Here is a 23,508-nt window from a genome sequence, read left to right on the forward strand (position 1 = left end):
AATAGTATGCTATTATATTACCGACAGGCAGTCGGTCGGTTTATAATAAGGAGATGTAAAAATGAGAGTTGTAAAAGAAGCGGAGGAACGCAGGAACGAAATACTTGATGCGGCGGATGAGCTTTTCGGTCAGAAGGGTTTTGACGGCACAAGTACAAACGATATTCTCGAAAAGGTCGGAATTGCGCGGGGAACGCTGTATTATCACTTCAAGTCGAAGGAGGATATTATGGACGCGTTGATTGAGCGGTATAGTATCCGTATTTTAGGTGCGGCCCAGGAAGTTGCCGCAGATAAAAGCATACCCGTAATCGAGCGCGTGATCCGCGCTGTAATGGCAATGAACATAAGCGGCGGAAGCAGTGAGGTAATTATGGACCACATTCACAAGCCGCAGAACGCGCTTATGCATCAAAAAATTGAAAAGGTCATAATCAATGGCGTTCCGCCGATACTGACGGGAATCATCCGCGAGGGCATTGAGCAGGGACTATTCAGCACACCGTTTCCGTATGAATGCATGGAAATGGTTGTGATATATGCGAATACCGTTTTTGATGATGATATGGTTACAATGACGAACGAGGAGCGCGGTTCACGAATGCTGGCCTTTGTTTGCAACGTAGAAAGGCTGCTCGGTGCAGAAAGTGGAAGTCTTATGGACGCTATGCAGATGTTTGGTGGAGGAGACGGAAGCAGCTATGAATAAATCGGGAAAATCCTTCAGAAAATTTCTTCTATTGTGGTCGGGACAGCTTACTTCAGCAATAGGAAGCGGGCTTACGTCGTTCGGGCTAGGGATTTTTGTTTTCCAGCAGACGGGAAAGGCATCGGCAATGGCACTTGTAACCTTGCTTGCGTTTATGCCGTCGCTTCTCTTAAGCTCCTATGCGGGAGTACTTGCAGATCGCTATGATCGCAGACTGTTAATGGTGTTAGGCGATAGTCTTTCCGCAATAGGACTTGTCTACATTCTGATTTGTATGCTTCACGGAGAAGCACAGCTATGGCAGATTTGTGTGGGAGTTACAATAAGCTCGGTGTTTTCATCGCTGCTTGATCCCGCATACAAAGCTACGGTTACGGATTTGCTTACCGAGGAGCAGTACACTAAGGCAAGCGGTCTTGTCCAGGTGGCGGGCTCGGCAAAATTTCTGATTTCGCCGATTATTGCAGGATTTTTGCTAACTCTTTCGGATATAAAGCTATTGCTTATAATCGACATTTGCACTTTTTTTGTCACCGTTACTAGTACTCTTGTTGTACGCAGCGGTCTTGCTTCCAAGACCTGCGAACAGGCTAAATCGTTTATCCACGAATTCAAAGAGGGCTGGCGGGCAGTTTCTAAAAACAGAGGTGTGCTTGTTCTTGTGATCATAACATCAGTGCTGACATTTTTCCTCGGATTTATTGAAACACTTTCCATACCCATGCTGCTTGCTTTCACGGATAGTTCCGTAATTGGAACGATTGAAACTATTGTCGCTTCGGGGATGCTTGTATCAAGTGTGATAATAGGATTTCTTCCAATAAAAAAGGGTTATGTGAAAATTCTTACGATTGCGCTGTTTTGTGAAGGAATGTTTATGGCGGCGTTCGGATTTCGTGAACATATCATTTGGATCAGTGTTTCAGGATTCCTCTTTTTTGCGATGATGCCTTTTGCAAATGTAAGTCTTGATTTTCTTGTTCGCACCAACATTGATAATTCCGTTCAGGGCAGAGCATGGTCACTTATCGGAGTCATTTCTCAGCTTGGATTTGTTGCGGCTTATGCGCTTTCGGGTGTACTGGCGGATTATGTGTTCACTCCTTTATTAGTTAACGGCGGAGTGCTTGCTGACAGTGTGGGAAAGATCATCGGCACGGGCAGCGGCAGAGGAACGGGATTTCTCATTATAATCGCTGGGATGCTGTTATGTGTGACTTCGGTAATTCTGTATAACGCAAAATCAGTTAAAAAGCTAGAAAACAGAGGTGACTTATGTATTACAGAATAATCCGCAATGACATTTCAAAAAGCAAACTGATAACGCTGACAACAACGATATTTGTCGCTGCCGCGGCTATGCTTGTTTCTCTCTCGGCGATACTTGTCGTAAATCTTTCGGGTTCGATAGATACACTCATGAAGCAGGCGAAAACTCCGCATTTTATGCAGATGCATTCGGGTGATATTGATACTGTACGGCTTGCGGATTTCGCGGAGCAGAACAGCAATGTCGATGAATATCAGGTGCTTGAATTTCTCAATGTTGACGGTGCGCAGATTGTAATTGACGGAAACTCGCTTGCGGACAGTGTTCAGGACAACGGCTTCAGCACACAGAGCGAAAAATTTGATTATCTCCTTGATCTTGACGGAAACGTTATAAATGTATCCGATGGGGAGATTTATGTTCCGGTAGGTTATATGAAGGACGGCACTGCAAAAGTCGGTGACAAGGTTGTGATAGACGGAAAGAAATTTACCGTTGCGGGATTTCTCCGCGATTCACAGATGAATTCGTTACTTGCCTCGTCAAAGAGGTTTCTTGTGAGCGAAAATGATTATGCGGTAATTAAGAATTTCGGAAGCACGGAATATCTGATTGAGTTCAGATTAAAGGACTTGTCTGAAATTAGCGCATTCGAAACTGCTTACACCTCCGCAGGACTTGAAGCAAACGGACCGACAATTACATATCCGCTTTTCAAAATGCTTAATGCCATTTCCGATGGGCTGATGATTGCGGTCATACTTCTTGTAAGTGCGCTTGTCGTTGCAATCGCATTTATGTGCATACGCTTTACGCTCCTTGCGAAAATCGAAAACGATTATCGCGAAATTGGCGTTATGAAGGCAATAGGGCTGCGTATCTCCGACATAAAGAAGATTTATCTTGCGAAGTACGCGGCGACTGCGGCGGCAGGCTGTATTCTCGGTTTTGCACTTTCTTTTGTGTTCAAAGGCATGCTTCTTGAAAATATCCGGCTTTATATGGGTGAAAGCGAAAATTCTTCTTTTGCCTTGTTGTTCGGAATAATTGGCATACTGCTTGTATTCCTTGCAATAATTGCCTATGTAAGCGGAGTGCTGAGACGCTTTCGGAAAATATCTGCCGCCGAAGCAATCCGTTTTGGCACTTCACACGAAAAAAACACGGGCGCAGAGCGTTTTAACCTAAGCGGAAACAGGCTGTTTAACACGAATATTTTTCTCGGTGTCAAAGATGTTCTCGCAAGGAAAAAACTTTACGCCACAATGCTTGCGGTGCTGATGATTTCGGCATTTATCATTATTGTTCCGCAGAATCTGCACAACACGATTTCCTCGAAAAGCTTCATCAAATATATGGGGATAGGTAACAGCGATATACGCATAGACATTCAGCAGAGCGACAATATTTCTGAAAAAGCCGCTGAAATTATAAAAACGATGAGCAGCGACAGTGCCATTTCAAAGTATGGCATGCTTACAACAAAAACATTCAAAGCAAAGACGGAGGACGGCTCGGAGGAAAGGTTAAAAATTGAGCTCGGCGACCATTCAATATTCCCTGTAGAATATTCCGAGGGCAGAGCACCAGCCGCAGAAGACGAAATTGCGCTTTCGGCTATGAACGCCGATGAGCTGAGCAAAAAGGTCGGCGAAATCATTACACTGGTGATTGAGGGGAAGGAAAAAAATCTCACGGTAAGCGGCATTTATTCCGACATTACCAACGGAGGTAAAACCGCAAAGGCTGTTTTCACTAACAATTCGGCGGACATTATGTGGTACGTGATCTGTGCGGAGCTTTCAGATCAATCTCTTATCGACAGTAAGGTTTCGGAATATGCGGACAGGTTCGATTATGCAAAGGTTTCGGACATTGATGAATATATTGCACAGACATATGGCTCGACAATAAGCTCCGTCGGAAAGGCCTCCAATTCTGCAATTGCCGTCGCGCTGATTATAACGGTGTTGGTTACACTGTTGTTTATGAAAATGCTTATCGCAAAAGACAGATATTCCATTGCCGTCATGAAAGCTTTCGGTTTTACACACTCCGACATTAAGGCGCAGTATGTTTCACGTTCGGTATTCGTTCTGATTGTCGGAATTGTTCTCGGTACGCTTCTGGCAAACACTCTCGGAGAGATGCTTGCGGGCGCGGTGATCTCCTCGTTTGGAGCGTCGACGTTTCAATTTGCAGTCAATCCGCTTTCGGCGTATCTGTTTAGTCCGCTAATGATGATATGCTCGGTACTTATCGCAACAATGATCGGCACATCGGGCGCAGGACAAATAAAAATTTCCGAAAATATAAAGGAGTAGGCATATGAAGAAGATTATTATCGGTGATCATATAGTAAAATCTTTCGGCGAGGTCGATGAACAGCGCAATGTTCTCGATGGAGTGTCCGCCTACATTAACGAGGGCGAGTTCGTTGCGGTTATGGGACCTTCGGGCTCAGGAAAATCGACGCTGATGTTTGCATTGAGCGGAACGGATGGCGTTAATAGCGGAAAGGTCGTTTTTGACAGCAAGGATTTATCGGCGGCCTCGGAGAATGAACTTTCAGATATACGTAGAATAAAAATGGGATTTGTTTTTCAGCAGCCGACGATGCTGAGAAATCTGAACATCCTCGACAACATCATTCTTCCGTCCATGCGCGGAAACAGAAAAAACGCCGCTGAAATTTCGGAGAAGGCAAGAGCGCTTATGAAAAGGGTAGGCATTGCGGAGCTTGAAAAGCGTGACATTACACAGGTTTCGGGAGGTCAGCTTCAGCGTGCGGGAATATGCCGCGCTCTTATGAACAGGCCAAAAATTATCTTCGGCGACGAGCCGACGGGTGCGCTCAACTCAAAATCTGCGCAGGAGATTATGGACATATTTTCCGAAATCAACGCGGACGGTACTGCGATTATGCTTGTAACTCACGACGCAAAGGTTGCGGCGCGGACGGAGCGCATTATGTTTATGCGCGACGGAAAAATCGTAAGCGAACTGAAGCTTCCGAAGTTTGACGGGACGGATATGGATGGCAGGGTCGAGAAAGTTACGAAGAAAATGTGGGAAATAGGAATATGATTTGTTGTTTCACAGTCACGATTTTTACTAATAACACTTTCAGATATCCAAGAAAAAAAGTCTTAGACTGATGATGCGATATTAAGCTAACGGGCAGGATAGTAAAGTTTATAAATCCCCCACAACAGTAAATATTTGGGTTATGATAGTGTGGGACTACATAATTCATTTCGGGAGGATATTATGTGAAATATAGATTACATCAATTATTATTGGCAAGATAATGAAGTTTGATTACGTTCTTGGAACTACATAAGAAGCCATCTCCTAACTTGAGGGGACACCGTGTTTACTTAGGTTTTATTAGTTGAAGAATTGGAGGATGATGAGAGTGGCTCCAAAACATTTTATTTCTGCAGCGGCAATTGTACTTAATGAGCGTAACGAAATATTATTAATAAAAGGTCCTGATCGAGGTTGGGAAATGCCAGGTGGGGTTGTTGAGGAAGGCGAATCGTTGATAAATGCAGCGATTAGGGAAACAAAAGAAGAGAGCGGTATAGATATTGAGGTAACAAAATTTTGTGGTGTTTTTCAAAATTTACATCAATCTATTTGTAACACATTATTTTTGGGTAGACCAATTGGAGGTGAACTAACAACAACTCCTGAGTCTTTGGAAGTAGGTTTTTTTCCAATTGAAGTAGCATTAGAGAAGGTAACCTGGGGTAATTTCAAGCAGAGAATCGAGTATTGTTTAAATGAAGAACTCCATCCATTTTATGTAGATTTTCGACTATAACCATTGTGCTAACGGGACACGATAGCTGAATAACTATAAGATGGCAGCCGGTTAGTGCGAACGGCTGCTTTTGTTCAACTAACGGGCAGAATAATTCCAATATGTGTTAATGTGGATTTGTCGGTTTACAACATTCTATAAAGGGGTGTGTCCCATTTATGAAGTTTGATAAAGACCGCACAAAATTGGATGACATGTCGAAAAAGCACCTCTGACCAAATGATTAAACTAACGGATAACAGTAGGTTCAAGTAATCGATGAGACGAAGAGGGGGAAACCGAAATGAAGACGATCAAGCGCATGATGGACCACCTGTACTGGGCGGACGGACGCATCTTGGACGCGCTCGAGGAGAGTGAGACGAAGAACAAGGACCTTCTGAAGCTGGTTCGGCACGTCGCGGTCGCGGAACGAGTCTGGCTGTCACGATTGCAGGGCAAGGGCAGCGCGCAATATTCGTTGTGGGAGGAAGCGGAAGACCTGACGGCGATCCGGACGATGTTCGAAGAGAACGCCGAGCAATATCGCGTCTATATCGAAGGGCTCGAGGAATCCGAGTTGGACGAGATGGTCGACTATGCGAACCAGAGCGGGGTTCCGTTCCGAACGTCCGTCCGGGACATCCTGTCGCAGGTCCTCTTACATGGGCAATATCACCGGGGACAGATCAACCGGGCACTTCGGTTCGAATCGGCAGAGCCCGTCCAAGTCGATTACATCACGTTCGCGAGGCTCTAACGGGGCCTAATAATCACCATCACTTGGAATGGGATTGGCATTGACCTAACGGGACACGATAGTTCAATAATACAGCTAAAGATGTGATGTTTGTAAAAAAGTTACAAAGCTTTACCCCTTTAGATAGTATCTAAAGGGGTGTTTTTATGTCCAAAAGAAGAATATCTGAAATTAAAATATGGATTATAAAAATGAGCAGGCAGTATGGGTTATCTAAGAGTATGCAACTCATTTTACATGGAGGAAATGATGATCATATTAAAATGACTGTAGTGTCATTTTAATATTGACAATGAATAGCCCATGCCATACTAGAAAGATGACTATGGTGTCATTTTTATTTTAGGAGTTGGGTACTATGCCAAAGGTAAGCCAGGAGTATGTGATAAAAAAGAAAAATACCATTTTAGAAGCAGGTTTATCGGTGTGTAAAGTTAAGCCACTCTATGAAATTACGATGAGAGATATCATTAAAGCGTCAGGAGTAAGTCAAGGTGGGATTTATCGCTATTATTCGGATTTGGACGAAATACTTGTTGCTGTCATTAATCAAGCTAATGCTAATGCAGACTATACGCAAGTTGTCGATGCGATCATTGAAAATAGCAATTCTCCCAAAGAATCGATAAACAAACTGTTTACTTTTCTCGGTGAGTACATTAAAGAAAACTTATCAACGGTTGGCAAAATTCAATTTGAGCTCACAATCGTATTTGCGAACAATCCAGAGAGACAAGAGAAAATTTTATCGAACATTACTGAAAATGAAAGCGGACAATATTTGGTCGAGCGGTTATTTAGCACAATTCATGAGGGAATTTCTTTAGGGAGCTTTCAGCCTGTAGTATCACCAGAAGATTTATTTACTTTTATTATGACATCCATTGATGGCATTGTAAGAGATGTTGTTTTACAAAAATGTTATGGTATGTTCCAAAATGAACAAGTGCAATTTGACGAAATCCGTCTGATGGATACTCTATGCAAGTCCGTATTATTAATGTTGGGGTCTAAATAAGGAGGGCTACAGTTTGGGAAAAGAGATAAGAAGATTTCTATTTTATACCTTTGTATCGTCGTGGATACTATGGGGCGGCTTAGCGATATTAACACAGTTCAATCTGCTCAGGTTTGGAACTGCATTTTCAAGATGTTGTTTATTCTTGGTGGTGTTACCCCTGCCATTTGCGAGATTTGGCTGCTTTATTTACACTTTTGTTTGCGCTGTTTATTTTTACTACATTTGAATTGTATCGAAAGAGGAATATCACTAAAGGGCATAATTTATTTCATGGATAACCATGTTTTCACCACTTAACTAATAGAATGTGAAGAACGTAGCCCAAGCGATGATTCGGGAGCGTTCTCTTTTTTTTGAACAGACCGTTAATCAAAATTGAAGGGGAATATGCGAAGATGTTTAACGCCTAGGACAAGCCGTATATTTCTTAATTTTCCATATTTTAATATGTGTTTAAGGTTTGTGTGATATCTTAACTTGCATATAAAACCAAAGGCGTTGAAACAAATGACATTAAAAACAAAATTATCATTGGTTCACTCTTTGATATTAATGGTTATGTTAATTGTTTTTGGGGTGGCACTTTATTTTTTCCTGCATCAATATATATATAAGGATATAAAAAAAAATTTGGCCTATGAGGCTGGATTGGTTCGAAATTCAATTTCGTATAAGCTAGAGATATCGAGAAGAGATTGGAACTTATTGATTAGTATTGATGAACGGGCTAGTCTCCAAAAGGGAATGTTTTTTCAAATTACTAATTTTTTTAACGGTGCTATTATTAAGTCTAGTAACTTAGGGTACTTAGAGTTACCTGTAGAGGGGAAAAATGTAGCTACGGCTTATTTTGATACTGTATCTTTGTTAGAATCGCCTGTATTGATCTATTCTGCTCCGCTAACTTTTAATGGTGATATTGTAGGGGTAGTACAATCAGCTGTTAATGTAAGCCAATTTGAAAATTTTTTTAAGATACTACGTTATGCTCTGTATATACTTACTTTGAGTGTCGTATTATTGGCAGTTGTATCAGGAAGGGTACTATCAAAAGTTACCCTTAAACCATTACAATCGATGATTGAGGACCTGGAGAAAATAAGAAATACAGGTGAATTGAAAAACAGAGTATTCTATAAAAGGTCTAAAGATGAAATTGGAACATTGGTTACAGCTATTAATTTTATGCTTGAAAGCATAGAGATCAATTTTGAAAAAATTAATTATATGTATATTAATCAACAACGATTTGTGGCGGACGCATCTCACGAGCTTCGTACACCATTGACGTCTATTTTAGGAAATGCACAACTCTTACAGAAAATGTGGTTGAATAAGTCAATCGGTGATTCAAAATTGGAGGATTCGATTGAATGCATTCATGATATCGTCGATGAAGCTGAGCGTATGAGAAAATTGGTTAACGATTTACTATTTCTTGCCAGATCGGACTCTAGGTTCAAGATAGAACTTCAAGAAATAGAGTTTAAGCCTATTGTGGAAAAAGTTATTCGGCAAGTCGATGTAATGCCTAAAAAAGTCAAATGGCTTCACAATGATATCTCTGTGTTAAATAATGTATACATCTTAGGTAACAGTGACTATGTACAACAATTGCTACTAATATTTATAAGACAATGCCTTTAAATATACCCTAGAGGGTTCAGTCGCACTATCTTTTACAACAAACAATAATATGGTTGGAATAAGCATTAAAGATACAGGAATTGGATTAGATAAATCTAAAATTCCCTACATTTTTGATCGTTTTTACAGGGCGGATAATTCTCGAGGTAAAATCGAGGGAACTGGCCTTGGTTTATCTATTGCCAAATTTATTATTGATGAACATCATGCTTCTGTAGAGGTAACAAGTTCAAAAGACATCGGATCTACATTCACTATATGGTTTAGAGAATGTTGATGAAGGGTATTTTCAGAGGAAAGGAGTTTTAAGATGAACAACTATTCAACAACCACTTTAACAATGACAAGAAACTTTGATGTAACACCTAAAAGAGTTTTTGATGCATGGTTGAACCCTGAGATGATGAGAAAATGGTTCTTTACATTGGAGGGGACAAATAAGGTAGCGCAAAATGATCCTCAAGTAGGAGGCACCTGGGAAATTGTTGATCATCGGGATGGGAAGGATTATCGTGCGATTGGGGAGTACATTGAAATTGATCCGTCTAAAAAATTAGTGTTTACTTTTAAAATGCCACAGTTTAGCGAATCAGAAGATACGATTACAGTTGAGCTAAAAGAACTTCAACAAGGCTGTGAAATGACATTTTCACAAAACATCATTGTTCCTCATGAAGAAAATTGGACACCAGCTGATATCGAAAAAGCTCTTGGAGAATATCACGATGGATCCGAGCATGGTTGGAATTTAATGTTCATGGGACTTAAGGAATTAGTTGAGACAGGAAAAGTTAGCTATAGAGGCTAAAATCGTTTGAGCAATCAAAAGTTGTTTCAGTGAACTCGATTAAGACAAAAGGGGCGCACTTCTTGAGTAAGTGCGCCCCTTTATAAATTGGCCTAAGAAACCGTTTAGAATACTATTACTGATGATGATTTTGTCCTTAATAATTCGTTAAGTTAATATCAGGATGATTCTTCTGAATTTCTTCTAATTTATTTTCATTTGTCCCTTTTAAATGTTTATCAAAGAAGCCAAGCGCCATTTCATTAATCAGTTTATAAATCGCATTCACATCTGCCCCTGATTCATTAATGATTGGTGAAACTGCTGCTAAGTCCGTAAAGCTACCATGATTCGTTTTTGGAATAGTTGTTGTGTAAACACCAGGCGTTTCAACTGTTTTATTTCTGAAATAGGCCTCTTCAAACAATTCATCACGATTACCTGGCTCTTGGCCATGTGCTTCCTTCATAAAGTTAATTGAAGCCTCAGCATTCATCAGCATGAATGGCTTTCCGGGACCATTTTTCGGCATAGGATCTCCATACAATCCGCCATCCATATCTAATGCTGCTTTAATTCGATCATCCTTCACTAACATCTGTGCAGAAGTTGCACCGCCAAAAGAGTGACCTAGCATACCGATTTTGTCATAATCAATTAACTCCGCAATTGGTTTGAAATTCTTATCAAAATCACCTTTAATGACTTCATCTAAAACAAAAGAGGCATCCTGCTCCCAAAGCTTGATACGATTGTTCAAGAATGTAATCGTATTTTCAATCGGTGTAAAATCAACACGGTCTCCATCTGGGAAAACCGTTGTTGCCGCATCCCCTGTAAAGTTAAGAGCTACTACAACATAACCCTGACTCGCTAATTCTTCTAGTTGGAATGTGTTCTGGCGACTATATAAACTCATCCCATGCGCAAATAAAAGAAGTGGGAATTTTTCTTTTGCTTTTACCGGTGTTGCATCTTTATAAGAATGTGTTTCTGTCAATCCTAAGTGTGTTGTTGCAATATGTGGAAAGCCTTGTGTGACAGATAATTGTTCAGTTAATGCATCTATATTTTCATAGTAAGGAGAAGGTTTCCCTGTCCCTTTTTCAGCAGGATAATAAACCTGTACCATCAACTCACGATTCACCTGATTATTCGGCACAACAAATTCTTTTCGATTTTTATCAACTAGATGAAATGCTTGAGTCCCTACCGTATACTCTCCTGTCGGCTCTGGGAATGTCATGATTGGGAAAAGCTTCGGTAATGTAAACATTGCAATAGCAGCTACAACAATCCCTGCACCTTTTATGATTTTCATCTCTAATTTTTTCGAAACAATAGTGTTTTTAGGCTTCACGAAAACTTGCAATGTTAAAACTAGTGTTACGATATAAGCAGGTATCATGCGCCAGTTTGCACCGATTGCAATGATGGTTACCAATAAAAACACATAATCGATTGCTAAAATGATTAAATTATTTTTTGTCAGACCACGTTGTCTGAAAACTAATAAAATGCTCGATAGTATCAACACAGCTACAAAAATGACTTCTAAACTTTTCATATTTCATCTCCATTCCACATACATACGAATGTATGTAAATAAACAAAATAATAAACTACATGGAGTAGTCTATTATTCTTGAACTTTATCTAACAAATCCAAAAATACATTTTTCAATTCTTCATTCACAATTGGCATTCCAATCCCTTCAAACATCAAACGAATATGCTCGATTTTTTGAATGAATTCATCTCGACTTACACGAAATATTTCTGGATTCATCCAAATATCAAAAAGCATCGTAAAGGTTTCAGCCGCTTGTTTTGGATAAGCAATTTGTATCGAACCGTCTTGATTACCTTCTTCAATAATTTTCTGAATCCCAGGCGCAACAACCTGAATACCTTCTGTGATGCGACTAAAAACAAACTCAGCTGAATTCATTTTTAGAGGAATCGTTGATAGATTGTCTTCTTTTAGACTTTGCAAAATCGAAAAGGAAATGCCTTGTCTTAAACGATCTAAAGCAGGTAAATTCTCTAAATCAGGAATTTCATTAAAATAATTATTTTCCATCAGCATTTCTTTCGTGATGGCATCAATAATATCTGCGCGTGTTTTGAAATGATGATAGAAGGCACCTCGAGTAATGTCCCCGACATCATCTACAATTTCTTGAATCGTTACATTGTCCCAACCATTCAGCGTGAACAATCTAATAGCCGATTCAATAATTCTCTTTCTTGTAATTTCCGGATATTTATTTCTGGCCATATCATATCTCCCTAAACATACATTCGAATGTATCTAACATATTAAATTAAACTATTTCATTAGTCAACAAGATGCCCAGTCCGAATTACTTAAGCAATGTAAGTGTCGCTTTTATCGCATTATCAACAAATGATCGCTGTGGACGAGACTTCATCATTACGGTTAGTCCGATCAACGATACGATTAGCGCTTGTGATAAAGCCTTCGCATCTGTATTGGCCTCGAGCTCACCTGATTGTATACCTCGTTCAATGGTTTCTTGAAATATGACAGATAGGTACATTTGATGTTCCCTTGTCAGAATTTCAAATTTCTCATCATGAGGTGCAAGTTCAACCATTGTATTGATGCAAAAGCAGCCCCGACTTCGATCTTCTGCATATTCCTCAGCAACCACACCCTCAAAAAAAGTGGAAAAGGCTTCTTTTACCGATGAATGGTTTTGAAGTCTAGTTCGCACATCGGAAGCACGGGACATCGTGTATTTGCGCAGTGCGGCTTCGAACAATTCTTTCTTGTCTCCAAAGGCAGAGTATATACTGGGGCGTTGAATGCCCATTCTGGAAGTTAAATCGCTTAATGAGGTAGCCTCATATCCTTTCTCCCAAAATAGTTGCATAGCTGCATCTAATACTTTTTCTTCGTCAAATTCACGGGTTCTTGCCATCATGAATACCTCTCGTTACTCTTTATTTTTTTCCTTGCTCAATGATTTCGATTGTAGGTGACTGTCAACTGCCTCTATTTACGTACCGAACAGTATATTATAATTTTATAATTGGCCGTTTACTTTGTCAAATGTAGGTTAGTTTATCCTAATAAAAGAAGCTTCATATTAAGTTATAACCAGTGAAATCAAATGTAATTGTTGACATCGAGAGTAACCGTGAGATATATTTACTGGGAATTATAACATACCGATCGGTACATTATAATATTCAGCATTTAAAAAGTGAATGGAGGTAAGGTGTGTACAAAACGGAAGAGGTTATAGAAAAAGTAGCGGACAATACCGATAGAAAGGCGGATTCGTCACAGGCGCAGCCGATCACATCTGATTCAGATCATCGTGCTTCCATGTCTCGCTATGTGACACTATTATTCGCGGCTGCCTGCGGGATGTCAGTCGCCAATATCTACTTCGCACAGCCGTTACTCGATCAGCTGTCGAGTGAGTTTGGTATTGAGCATTCCATCATTGGCATTGTTATTACCATCACTCAGATCTTTTATGGATTGGGATTGCTGCTGCTGGTACCGCTTGGAGATTTGCTGAACCAGCGCCGCTTGATTATCGGCCAGATGTTATTATCCATAATAGCTTTGGTTATCGTTGGAACTGCTTCTACCAGCGCGGTACTATTCGCAGGTATGGCTTTGGTGGGACTGCTTGCAGTTGTGACTCAGACTCTTGTGGCGTTCGCGGCAACTATGGCCGCCCCTGCCGAACGAGGACGTGTCGTTGGTATTGTAACAAGTGGGATTGTAATCGGCATACTTCTTGCGCGGTCCATTGCAGGGATATTAACGGATCTTGCGGGTTGGCGTTCCGTATATCTAGTTTCTGCAACGCTGATGCTTTTTATGGTTTGGATGTTTATTAGGGTGTTGCCCAATGCCCAGCGCGAGGTAAAGTCACTGTCCTATCCTCAGTTACTTAGATCGGTGCTTATGCTGTTTAGACAAGAACGGATATTACGCATCCGCTCCATTCTGGCTCTGCTGATTTTTGCTGATTTCAGTATTTTGTGGACTTCACTCGTACTGCCTCTTAGCGCGCCGCCATTATCTCTTTCGCACAGTGCAATTGGAGCATTTGGTCTTGTAGGAGTAGCAGGAGCGTTAGCTGCTGCACGAGCGGGGAAGCTGGCTGATCGAGGTTTCGGACAGAGAACGACGGGCATTGCTTTGATCCTATTGTTGATTTCGTGGTTGTTCATCAGCTATACAGAACAGTCGCTGTTCGCATTGGTCATTGGTATTGTTCTTCTTGACTTGGCAGTGCAGGCCGTACATGTCACGAATCAAACTATGATCCTTCCATTGCGTACGGAGGCACGTAGTCGGCTTACTGCCGGATACATGATTTTCTATTCCATCGGCAGTGCTAGCGGTTCAATTGCTTCAACTCATATATATGCACATTATGGCTGGGACGGAGTATCTTTGCTCGGGGCTTCTGTTAGTGTTTTAGCTCTTCTATTTTGGGCAATGACCAGGCGGGCTACGGCCTCCGCATTAAAATAAGATTGCTTGTATGTTTACGGAGAAAAATTTGAAATAGGAGAGATTACTCGTGGAAATAGGTATTACTTCGTTTGTAGAAACAAAGCCGGATGTTCAGACTGGTGAAGTGATAAGCCACGCACAGCGATTGCGTGAAGTGGTAGAGGAAATTGTGCTTGCCGATCAGGTGGGACTTGATGTGTTTGGTGTAGGTGAGCATCATCGGGAAGATTATGCGGCATCTTCACCAGCAATGGTGTTGTCTGCGGCTGCCTCGCAGACGAAACGGATTCGGCTGACTAGTGCAGTGACGGTGCTTTCTTCAGCTGATCCGGTGCGCGTTTTTCAGGATTTTTCTGCGCTCGATGGTATTTCAAATGGACGTGCGGAAATTATGGCGGGCAGGGGTTCCTTTATCGAATCCTTTCCATTGTTTGGCTATGACTTAAATGACTATGATGAGCTGTTTGAAGAACATTTGGAATTGCTCCTAAAAATACGGGGGTCCGAAAAAGTAAACTGGAAGGGCGGGCATCGGCCAGCGATTAATAATTTGGGCGTGTATCCACGGCCCGTTCAGGATTCTTTACCGATATGGGTTGGCAGTGGGGGTAGACAGGAGTCTGCTGTCCGTGCAGGTTTGTTAGGATTGCCTCTAATGCTAGCGATAATTGGTGGGAAACCGACGAATTTTGCACCGCTCGTGCAGCTTTATAAGAAAGCAGCTGCGCACGCTGGTCATGATGAATCGCGGCTTAAGGTTGGATCACACTCGATAGGATTTGTTGGAGAGAATACGGAACGAGCTGCCGATACATTTTTTCCTTCTACCATGGCAGGTATGAATAGATTAGGCAAGGAGCGGGGCTGGGCACATTATGATCGTTCTAGCTATGATGCCGCGCGCAGCTTTGAAGGTGCACTGTATGTTGGCGATCCCGAGACGGTTGCCCAGAAGATCATTCACCTTCGCAAAAATGTAGGTGTTACACGCTTTATGCTGTATGTACCGTTAAGTACGATGCCGCATGACCAAGTGATGAGAGCTATTGAGCTGTTAGGAACTGAGGTAGCGCCCCGAGTTCGGGAGGAAGTAGCCAAGTGGGAAGCTGAGACGGAACAAGTATCATCATTCAATCTTGATTCATAAAACCACAATTGATTCACGAGCACATTTAATTACAGGAGGAATTGACATGGATTTTGAAAGTCGGGTACTGCCGGAATTAAGGTCGGCATTAGCACTATTTCCAGGTTTTCAACTGGAGGGGAATTTAGAGTGGAGCAGGAGTTTGTTGTCAAATCCTCCGATTGAGAAGTCAGAGCATGTACGTACGACAAGCCAGATGATTCCGGGCGCAGCAGGCGAGATGCTGGTTGAAATCTACGAGCCAGCCCAGCGAACTGACGCGAAGCTTCCAGCCATGTTGTGGATTCACGGGGGAGGCTATGTCATGGGACATCCCGATATGGACGATACTTTGTGCGAACGCTTCGTACAGGCGGCTAATTGCGTTGTCGTATCGGTCGATTATCGACTTGCTCCCGAGCACCCCTATCCAGCTGCTATCGATGACTGTTATGCCGGCTTGATATGGATGACGGACGAAGCTGAGTTGCTGGGTATCGATGTGGATCGCGTCGCGATTGCCGGTGCAAGCGGGGGCGGCGGTCTGACCGCAGCACTTGCTTTAATGGTTCGCGACAAAGGCGGGCCAGACCTCATCTTCCAAATGCCGCTGTATCCGATGATCGACAACCGCAATATGACGGCATCGAGCCATGAAATTACGGCCGATAACGCAACTTGGAACCGGACGAACAATTTGACGGCCTGGAGCATGTACTTGGGTGAGGGTGCTGATGATATCGTGGAATCCCCATATGCGGTGCCGTCGAGAGCGGAAAGCCTGGCGGGGCTACCGCCGACCTATACGTGCGTAGGTCAGCTCGATCTGTTCCGAGATGAGACAATCGAATATGTGACGCGCCTTGCGGTAGCGGGCATAGACGTCGAATTTCATCTGTATCCCGGCACCTTCCACTGCTTTGAAGTATTCGTTCCCGAAGCGGAAGTGAGCCAGCGCGCCAGCCAAAGCTATGTGGATGCGATGGCGAGAGCGCTTAACCCTTAAACCATTATAGGGGCTGTCTGTAGGTTCAGTATTAATACCTCCTTTGCAAGATCTGACTTATCAGATACATGTGAAGGGGGCTTTTTCATTGGAATAGAATTGAAAAAGCACTATATACCAATAAAACGGCCATAATAATATTAAACTGTTGTCTGTATTGTAATAAGAATTTTTGAAAAATCGAACCAAATAGACTCCAACTAAATGTACTCATTACACCAACCATTCCTAAAAACAATGAGAATAGAAGGTAGCTGAAATATGAAGTGTAATAGGGGAGAATGTAGGTTGCTACTACTGTAATCCCAAACAGAATACCTTTCGGATTAACAAATTGTAACAAGATTCCTATTAAGAAAAAGTTTCTACTATTTTCATCATGTCCGCCGCCAATATCTTTACTGGTAAGTATTTTATAAGCCAAATATAACATATAGCCTACACCAAAAAGGGTCAAAGGAAATTCAATTATTGGCATAACACTTGTAAGTATGATATTGAAAAAACTACACAATAATGTGATAACAAAAAATCCGACACCTACGCCTAAACTAAATACAATTGTTTTTTTTAATCCATGTTTATTCGCAAACGCCATGGCCATGATATTGTTGGGACCTGGAGTGAAACTGGTAATAAAGACAAATAACAAAAATGAAAATAAAGGCATTTTGGGAGCTCCTTTTTAGTGTGTATGTTATAATGTTCGAAATAGACGATATAACGTCGTGCTTTTTATTATACATATTGGTCGTTATATTGTACATATTATGGGAGTGAGTTTATGGAGGAAATTCATCTTATTCTTGCAAGAAATTTAAAAGCTCTCAGAGAGAAGGAAAAATTAAGTTTGGAAAAGGTCTCTCAATTAAGTGGAGTAAGCAAAACGATGATAGGGCAAATTGAAAGAGGAGAGTCAAGTCCAAGTCTCACAACGATTTGGAAAATAGCTAATGGATTAAAGATCTCCTTTACTTCCCTAATAAATAATCCGCAGCCTGATACTAAAGTTGTTTTAAAAAATGAAATTCAAGTATTGTCTGAGGACAATGGAAGGTATAGAGTATTTCCCTACTTTCCCTTCCAAGAGGATAGACGCTTTGAAGTTTACTCTGTTGAAATTGAAAAAGAAGGACTACTAAGTTCTGATTCCCATAGAGAGGGAACTGAGGAATTTATCACTGTTTTCGATGGAGAAATAACTATTCGTGTCAGTGAAGGTGAATATAAATTAAAAAGTGGTGATTCAATCAGATTTAGAGCTGATAGACCTCACACATATTATAATTCTGGAGAAACCTTAACCCGATTAAGTATGACGATATATTATCCAAGCTAACAAAGGGTTTATCGCTGAGTACTAAAGTTGTTTAAAAGTTACAACAAAAACATCCGTTCGCTTATTTTGATTATAAGCGAACGGATGTTTTTTTAGGTTGAATTGTAATAGATAATACTTTGAGAAGATGGAATATGATCCTATTTTATTTTTGTTAAACCTTCAGAGGTTAGTTCATAAATAGTTGTTGCTACTTCATATAAATACCGGCGATCATGTGAAATACTAATAATAACACCCTCAAAAGCGGTTAATGCACTGCATAGAACAGGCGTCGTTAATGGACTGAAATTCCTTGTTGGTTCATCTAAAATAAGTACCTCACACTGATCTAATATCATTTTTAATATGAGCAATTTCGCTTTTTGTCCCCCACTTAGGTTTTCCATTGAATGATGCATTTCATCAGACGTAAATTTCATACTACCTAAATGCGTAAAAGCCTTCGTGATCGCTTCCTTAATCCCTGTTGTTTCTAAAAATTCAATCGGCGTTTTTGATAAATCTAATAAGTCTTCATAGTTTTGTGGCATGTAGCCTATCTTTAGTGAAGAATGTTGGATTAACTCATCTTTCACTTTTTTCAATAACGTCGTTTTCCCAACACCATTTTCTCCGATAATCGCTATTTTTTCTGGTCCAGTAATCGATAAATGGATATTTCGCGATAATTTTTTGTCTGCTATTTGTAGTGTTTCCAGTGAAAAGTCGAGTATGTTTTTACTGTTATGCACATGAATCGTTGAGTCGAATCGAAATTCGCTTGCTTCTTCCACACTCGGCACATCTTGGAATGCTTCAGTTGCTTTTTCAATACGTTTTTTTTGATTTTTTAATGACTTTACTTTCTTTTGCAATCTTGGATCTGACCGAGACACATTCTGATGTTGATGTTCTGCTTTTTGCCATACGTCATTCCATTTATTCATTTGTTTTTTATGATCTGAAGCTTGTTTTTTCGCTACCTGCTCTTGTTTATTCAAATGGTTCGCTCGATTGGAGAGATATGTTTCATATGGCTCTCTCGAAATCGTATATCTTGGTACTTGTTTGCGTTGTGTTTGTTCCATATGAATAATGCCGTTTGCTGTATTACTAATAAATGTTTCATCATGGGATACCAATAAGATCGGTCTAGTCGTCTGCTGAATAAATACTTCTAACCATTCCATCGTTTGAATATCCAAATCATTCGTTGGTTCATCTAACAGAAGGATATCGGGGTCTAAGGCTAACAGTTGTAAAAAGCGGTATTTAAACCGTTCACCACCTGAAAGAACGCCTATCTTTTTTTCTGAAATCAATGATTCAATACCAAAGTCATTCATCGCTTTTAATAAATCTTTATTCCAATTATTTTCGATAAAATAGTCAGTAATGGTTATTTGTTTTTCTTCATCTGTTAGTTCCTGTGAAAGAAATCCCAATGAATAATCATTTCTAATAATTTTTCCCTCGTAGGTGCAGTAATCTGCGATTAATTGCTCATCGTAAATTAATTTTAACAATGTGCTTTTTCCATTTCCTTCTTCACCGATGAATGCTAATTTATCTCCACTTTGAATACTTAAATTAAAGTCTTGTATTAGTGTCCGACTGTCTTTTGTTGTGTGGATTGTTATGTTTTTGATTTCAATCATTTTGATACCTCATTTCGTTTCAAATTGTTTTAGAGGTTTTATTATTATTTGTTCATATACATCACCCCAAATTTTTTTCAACAAAAAAAGATGCTTCTGTTCATAAACAGAAGCATCTCGTTCGAAATCTATTTCAAAAATAGAAATAAAAACATACTATATGGAATAAAACACCATATATAGATTTGTTAAATATGATTGTAGGTGAAATCAGCTTCTTGTTTATTTATTAAGTTATTTGCTTTTTTAATAAATAAACAATTGCTCAAATGATTCACCCTCCGTTCAAAAAATATTAACTTCAATCTAGCACTTTACTATAGCTTCTGTCAATTTGGGATTACACAAGCGCATTTCGGTTGCTTTAGTTGAAGATCGCAATAATGTTATAGTCTAATTAGATCAATATCAAGAGGTGTTATATATGAAGAGAGTAGATGTTGTATATGCGTTTATTTATGATGAAATAACAGAAAAAGTATTAATGGTTAATAATCGGCATTCAACTTGGTCACTACCAGGTGGTGCAGTTGAAATAGGAGAAACCTTAGAACAGGCAGTTATTCGCGAAACAAAAGAAGAAACGGGTTTAATAGTTGAAGCAGGAAGTATTATTGCAGTTAATGAAGCGTTTTTCACAAGACATGGGCATCACGGTCTAATGATTACATTTGCAGCAAAAATTATAGAGGGGCAAATTACCATTGAAGATGAGAAGGAAATCGTCGAGATCAAATGGGTGGATAAAGATACTGCTAATAACTTAATGCCTTATCATCCAGGTGGAGTAGAAAGCTTATTAAAAGCAGCTGCACCGTATGTTTTTCAGGGTGAATGTTAATAAGAAGATTCACATTTTATTCGTCATTTTTTTGGGTACGAGAGAGGAGCGGGAATATGGTTAAAGAGCTGATGGTTGGGGACGTTATGCAGGAGTTTACCGGTACGCGTCGCATACTGGAGAACATTCCAGAGGAGCACTTAACGTGGAAGCCGCATGAGAGATCGATGAGTCTCGGTGAGCTGGCCACACATATCGTCAACTTGTTCATCTGGCAGGAGGCAATCCTTCGTTACCCTGAGTTTGATCTAGCAGCGGCGCCGCCAAGTCGGGCAGCATTGGAGAGCCGCAAAACGATCCTTGAAGAATTTGATACGAGATCTGGTGAGATCAGCAAGCTGCTAACTGAAAGCGATGAGGAGTATCTCCGTGAGGAGTGGACACTGCGACGTGGAGAGATGATTATCCAGCGTCAGCCGCGGGGGCTTGCGCTTCGCACCTTCGGAATAAGCCACATGATCCATCACCGTGCACAAATGGGGGTATATCTGCGGCTTCTCGATATACCGGTGCCGGGCCTCTACGGCCCATCAGCCGATGATAAACAACAACAAAAAACGCCAGATTTTATCTGACGTTCAAGGGTAGGTGAAGATAGTGATGGAATGATATTGGACCGGGCATCTGGTGTCGTTTTCGATTTATGGGCGGCTCACGGCTTCGTCGTTGCGGATGCCGATGTCTCGGATCAGTACCGTTCCTGTCTCTGTCTTATCGAACACGAAGCTGATTTTGCTCATCTGCTCCGGCAGAAAATTCGGGTTGACCTTTTTCAGATCGTCCAGCCTGAAGGCGAAGTTTTGAAATATCGGTTCCTTCGTCGGCAAGGATGAGGTAAACGGCCACTTGACAATGTTTCCTTCGAACATCGGCAGCAAGTTAGCTTCGCTGCTTAGCGGTAAAGCGGCTATATTGCCGTTCTTGTCCTCGGCTTTTACAGTCAAGTCGACGAGGACATCCGTGCCGGAAGCTTCTTTCTCGTCATTCCCGTCGGCCATGGCAAAAACAATCGAGCTATGCTCGGACACATCAAGCCCGTCATCTGGCAAAATAATTGTGTAGCCAGGAATGTCGGAAGCTGTCGCACGATCCCATCCGAGGCGAACTGCGCTGTACTGCTCAGTCGCGAATTTCATCTCAACTTTTTCTTCCTTCCACTCCTTTAAACCTTCGCCGATCATCCGCCCTCCGGCCAAGGTTGTCGTACCAAGATCGATGTCTTCGTCGAAGCTGCTGATGACTTTCGTATGCGAATCCATATAATTTCCGATGTACATTGTGTCCGGCAGCCACTCCCGGGCGTAGCCAAGGTCCTGGAAAACGGTACGGTATTCGTTACTCCCTTTCAGCGTCGCATCCAGGAAGGATGAGACTAGCACTTTCGCCGCTTGCAGCTGTTCTTCCTGCGGGATAAGTTGGGCCGTGTTATACAGCTTGTTGCCTAGTCCAGCAACGTCGGTACTCCCCCATACGGTATTGAATTGCCCATGGTTCGCCCCGTACATATACACCGACGCTTTAAAATAATCACTGTCGTTCGTAAAGCCGATCCGGCTGTATTGGCTCGCTCCGTCGAACGAGCTGACGTCCATGTCGTGTGCTCCCTGTAGGGCCAAATAGTTTAAATCCTCCAAAACCGTCGATTGTCCCGCAGGCTTGTATTGTCCATCGGTACCTGCAATCGAAATGACGGAACGGATGCCGAAATTGAAGTCGAACTTGATGTTGCCGTTCTCTGGGGAAGCCGGTAGCTTGTTGTACGCCGCAGCTACTGTTGTTGCTTCGCCGCCACGTGAGTGGCCGATCAGCGCGATCTGGTCCATGTCCGCTTTGCCGTAAAACGGGTTGCCCTTCGTTGTGTTCCATTCTTTCCACACCTTTAAATGCTCCAGCATTAGCCATCCCCGGGCCGGATTTTCCTTCTCTAACACGTTCAGCATAAATAAGTCGTCATACGGTGAAGTGTTGAGAAAATTTTCGTCGATCGATACGAATATATATCCGCGGCTCGCCAACAGCTTGCCCAAATATTCATAACCTGGATCTGAATAGTCGGTCGCGAGATGATTGCCGTGAACGGCAACGACAAGCGGGAATGGCCCTTCGCCATCGGGATACCAGACTAACCCATTTAGCGGCATCGCGTCCGGTCCAAAGCCAAACGTGCTTGTACGGATCGACGACCATTTTCTCACAAAATCCGATCCGTCCACTTGCTTCGTTACAAGCGATCCTTCCGCATTAAACTCCTTTCGATAGCTATTCGTGCTTCCATATGTCAATGTTTTGATTTTAAACGATCCTTGTTCCGCTGGATTCGCCATCGTTGTCGGGTAACGGTCTTCCGGTTTCATTGCTTGCAGCCGGTACGGCTTTGCCAGATCTGCATTGCTGTTGTCTAGCAGCCAATACCCGCCGATGCAGATGTAGCCGAACGTCACAGCTGTGACAACTCCAGCCATCACTTTCGAGATCGTCTTCGCCTCGCGATATGCTCCGGTTATCCATCGGAATAGGAGTGAACCAAATAAGGAACAAGCGATAATGACCGATAAAGTCACCAGAAACATTAGCTGCATCGGGCCAATGAAGCTGATGAACAGCAAACAAAACGAGGCAAGCGCCAGCCAAACGTAACGCGAAGGCATCCTTTTTGCCCAGTGAAGTATCCCGGTAATAATGCCGGTTATGAGTACGATCGCCAAGAGGAATAGTATGGTCCCGGTCAAATAATCGAAGGCGCCCCGCGTCCCGAGAAAATGATATCCTTGCACGAAATAAATACATAAAGTAATGAAGGTCAGCGCAATGAAGGCTCCTTTCCAACCCGGGGTAAGGGGTGCAATACGCTTAATCGGATTCGTGAACCACGCAAATCTTTTTTTGACCGGTTTATTCGGAGTCAATTCTGTTTTTGCCATGTAACGACCTCTTTCTTTCATGAATTCGTATTGCTTAAAAACATTATACATTTTCTATTATAGGGAATGTCTCTTTCTACCAGCTTTCACTTTTCTTAAATTAAACTTACATTGCAGGAGATT

Annotated in this window: 21 protein-coding genes and 1 pseudogene; 16 read left to right on the forward strand and 6 right to left on the reverse strand. The window is 41.6% G+C overall.

Annotation, left to right across the window (positions count from 1 at the left end; all coding sequences use genetic code 11):
• The first annotated feature begins 61 nt into the window (after window positions 1-61).
• From B9N86_RS02720 to B9N86_RS02765, 10 genes and pseudogenes are all read left to right on the forward strand, one after another.
• Window positions 62-709 (forward strand): TetR/AcrR family transcriptional regulator, encoded by a 648-nt coding sequence (locus tag B9N86_RS02720; RefSeq protein WP_208917655.1) that lies wholly within the window; start codon window positions 62-64, stop codon window positions 707-709.
• Window positions 702-2,000, forward strand: coding sequence for an MFS transporter (locus B9N86_RS02725; protein WP_208917656.1), 1,299 nt, complete (start codon window positions 702-704; stop codon window positions 1,998-2,000). Before B9N86_RS02720 ends, B9N86_RS02725 begins: the two co-directional genes overlap by 8 nt.
• Window positions 1,985-4,303, forward strand: coding sequence for an ABC transporter permease (locus tag B9N86_RS02730; protein WP_208917657.1), 2,319 nt, complete (start codon window positions 1,985-1,987; stop codon window positions 4,301-4,303). Before B9N86_RS02725 ends, B9N86_RS02730 begins: the two co-directional genes overlap by 16 nt.
• A gap of 4 nt (window positions 4,304-4,307) precedes the next feature.
• Entirely contained in the window at window positions 4,308-5,066 is a 759-nt protein-coding gene (locus B9N86_RS02735; RefSeq protein WP_208917658.1) for an ABC transporter ATP-binding protein, read from the forward strand.
• Window positions 5,067-5,397: 331 nt separating this feature from the next.
• Window positions 5,398-5,808 carry an NUDIX hydrolase gene (locus B9N86_RS02740; protein WP_425298568.1) on the forward strand — a complete coding sequence of 137 codons (411 nt, stop codon included), beginning with the start codon at window positions 5,398-5,400 and terminating at the stop codon, window positions 5,806-5,808.
• A 283-nt stretch (window positions 5,809-6,091) separates the two neighbouring features.
• Window positions 6,092-6,547, forward strand: a complete 456-nt coding sequence (locus B9N86_RS02745) for a DinB family protein (RefSeq protein ID WP_208917659.1) — start codon at window positions 6,092-6,094, stop codon at window positions 6,545-6,547.
• Between the two features lie 358 nt (window positions 6,548-6,905).
• On the forward strand, window positions 6,906-7,565 hold the full coding sequence (locus B9N86_RS02750; protein WP_208917660.1) for a TetR/AcrR family transcriptional regulator: 660 nt from the start codon (window positions 6,906-6,908) through the stop codon (window positions 7,563-7,565).
• 510 nt (window positions 7,566-8,075) lie between these two features.
• Window positions 8,076-9,215, forward strand: a complete 1,140-nt coding sequence (locus B9N86_RS02755; protein ID WP_208917661.1) for a histidine kinase dimerization/phospho-acceptor domain-containing protein — start codon at window positions 8,076-8,078, stop codon at window positions 9,213-9,215.
• A gap of 46 nt (window positions 9,216-9,261) precedes the next feature.
• A pseudogene (locus tag B9N86_RS02760) lies at window positions 9,262-9,492 on the forward strand (ATP-binding protein); the annotation flags it as partial.
• Window positions 9,493-9,525: 33 nt separating this feature from the next.
• Window positions 9,526-10,023: an SRPBCC family protein gene (locus tag B9N86_RS02765; protein ID WP_208917662.1), complete on the forward strand. Its 498-nt coding sequence runs from the start codon at window positions 9,526-9,528 to the stop codon at window positions 10,021-10,023.
• A gap of 136 nt (window positions 10,024-10,159) precedes the next feature.
• On the opposite strand, the gene B9N86_RS02770 is transcribed toward B9N86_RS02765, so the two are convergent.
• The 3 genes from B9N86_RS02770 to B9N86_RS02780 form a co-directional block, all read right to left on the reverse strand.
• Window positions 10,160-11,569 carry an alpha/beta hydrolase family protein gene (locus B9N86_RS02770; protein ID WP_208917663.1) on the reverse strand — a complete coding sequence of 470 codons (1,410 nt, stop codon included), beginning with the start codon at window positions 11,567-11,569 and terminating at the stop codon, window positions 10,160-10,162.
• Window positions 11,570-11,641: 72 nt separating this feature from the next.
• Complete coding sequence (locus B9N86_RS02775; protein ID WP_208917664.1) at window positions 11,642-12,283, reverse strand: TetR/AcrR family transcriptional regulator; 642 nt, start codon at window positions 12,281-12,283, stop codon at window positions 11,642-11,644.
• Window positions 12,284-12,368: 85 nt separating this feature from the next.
• On the reverse strand, window positions 12,369-12,950 hold the full coding sequence (locus B9N86_RS02780; protein WP_208920057.1) for a TetR/AcrR family transcriptional regulator: 582 nt from the start codon (window positions 12,948-12,950) through the stop codon (window positions 12,369-12,371).
• 380 nt (window positions 12,951-13,330) lie between these two features.
• Between B9N86_RS02780 and B9N86_RS02785 the strand changes: the two genes are divergently transcribed.
• Genes B9N86_RS02785 through B9N86_RS02795 form a run of 3 tightly spaced genes read left to right on the forward strand, consistent with a single transcriptional unit; the run spans window position 13,331 to window position 16,644 of the window.
• Window positions 13,331-14,530, forward strand: coding sequence for an MFS transporter (locus B9N86_RS02785; protein ID WP_244563116.1), 1,200 nt, complete (start codon window positions 13,331-13,333; stop codon window positions 14,528-14,530).
• 49 nt (window positions 14,531-14,579) lie between these two features.
• Window positions 14,580-15,659, forward strand: coding sequence for an LLM class flavin-dependent oxidoreductase (locus B9N86_RS02790; protein WP_208917665.1), 1,080 nt, complete (start codon window positions 14,580-14,582; stop codon window positions 15,657-15,659).
• 46 nt (window positions 15,660-15,705) lie between these two features.
• Entirely contained in the window at window positions 15,706-16,644 is a 939-nt protein-coding gene (locus B9N86_RS02795) for an alpha/beta hydrolase (RefSeq protein WP_208917666.1), read from the forward strand.
• Window positions 16,645-16,729: 85 nt separating this feature from the next.
• On the opposite strand, the gene B9N86_RS02800 is transcribed toward B9N86_RS02795, so the two are convergent.
• The gene (locus tag B9N86_RS02800; protein WP_208917667.1) at window positions 16,730-17,314 is read right to left on the reverse strand and encodes a LysE family transporter; all 585 of its coding nucleotides are present in this window, start codon (window positions 17,312-17,314) and stop codon (window positions 16,730-16,732) included.
• A 114-nt stretch (window positions 17,315-17,428) separates the two neighbouring features.
• On the opposite strand from B9N86_RS02800, the gene B9N86_RS02805 reads away from it, so the two are divergent.
• Window positions 17,429-17,983 carry a helix-turn-helix domain-containing protein gene (locus B9N86_RS02805; RefSeq protein WP_208917668.1) on the forward strand — a complete coding sequence of 185 codons (555 nt, stop codon included), beginning with the start codon at window positions 17,429-17,431 and terminating at the stop codon, window positions 17,981-17,983.
• 140 nt (window positions 17,984-18,123) lie between these two features.
• Here B9N86_RS02805 and B9N86_RS02810 read toward each other — a convergent pair whose 3' ends face one another.
• Window positions 18,124-19,623 (reverse strand): ATP-binding cassette domain-containing protein, encoded by a 1,500-nt coding sequence (locus B9N86_RS02810; RefSeq protein WP_208917669.1) that lies wholly within the window; start codon window positions 19,621-19,623, stop codon window positions 18,124-18,126.
• Window positions 19,624-20,047: 424 nt separating this feature from the next.
• On the opposite strand from B9N86_RS02810, the gene B9N86_RS02815 reads away from it, so the two are divergent.
• A complete protein-coding gene (locus B9N86_RS02815) occupies window positions 20,048-20,464 on the forward strand; it encodes an NUDIX hydrolase (RefSeq protein WP_208917670.1) in 417 nt (138 codons plus the stop codon).
• Window positions 20,465-20,520: 56 nt separating this feature from the next.
• Window positions 20,521-21,039, forward strand: a complete 519-nt coding sequence (locus B9N86_RS02820; RefSeq protein WP_208917671.1) for a DinB family protein — start codon at window positions 20,521-20,523, stop codon at window positions 21,037-21,039.
• A gap of 66 nt (window positions 21,040-21,105) precedes the next feature.
• On the opposite strand, the gene B9N86_RS02825 is transcribed toward B9N86_RS02820, so the two are convergent.
• Window positions 21,106-23,385, reverse strand: a complete 2,280-nt coding sequence (locus B9N86_RS02825; RefSeq protein ID WP_208917672.1) for an alpha/beta hydrolase — start codon at window positions 23,383-23,385, stop codon at window positions 21,106-21,108.
• Between the last annotated feature and the right edge of the window lie 123 nt (window positions 23,386-23,508).

The organism is Paenibacillus uliginis N3/975 (assembly GCF_900177425.1).
Lineage (GTDB): Bacteria > Bacillota > Bacilli > Paenibacillales > Paenibacillaceae > Paenibacillus_AQ > Paenibacillus_AQ uliginis.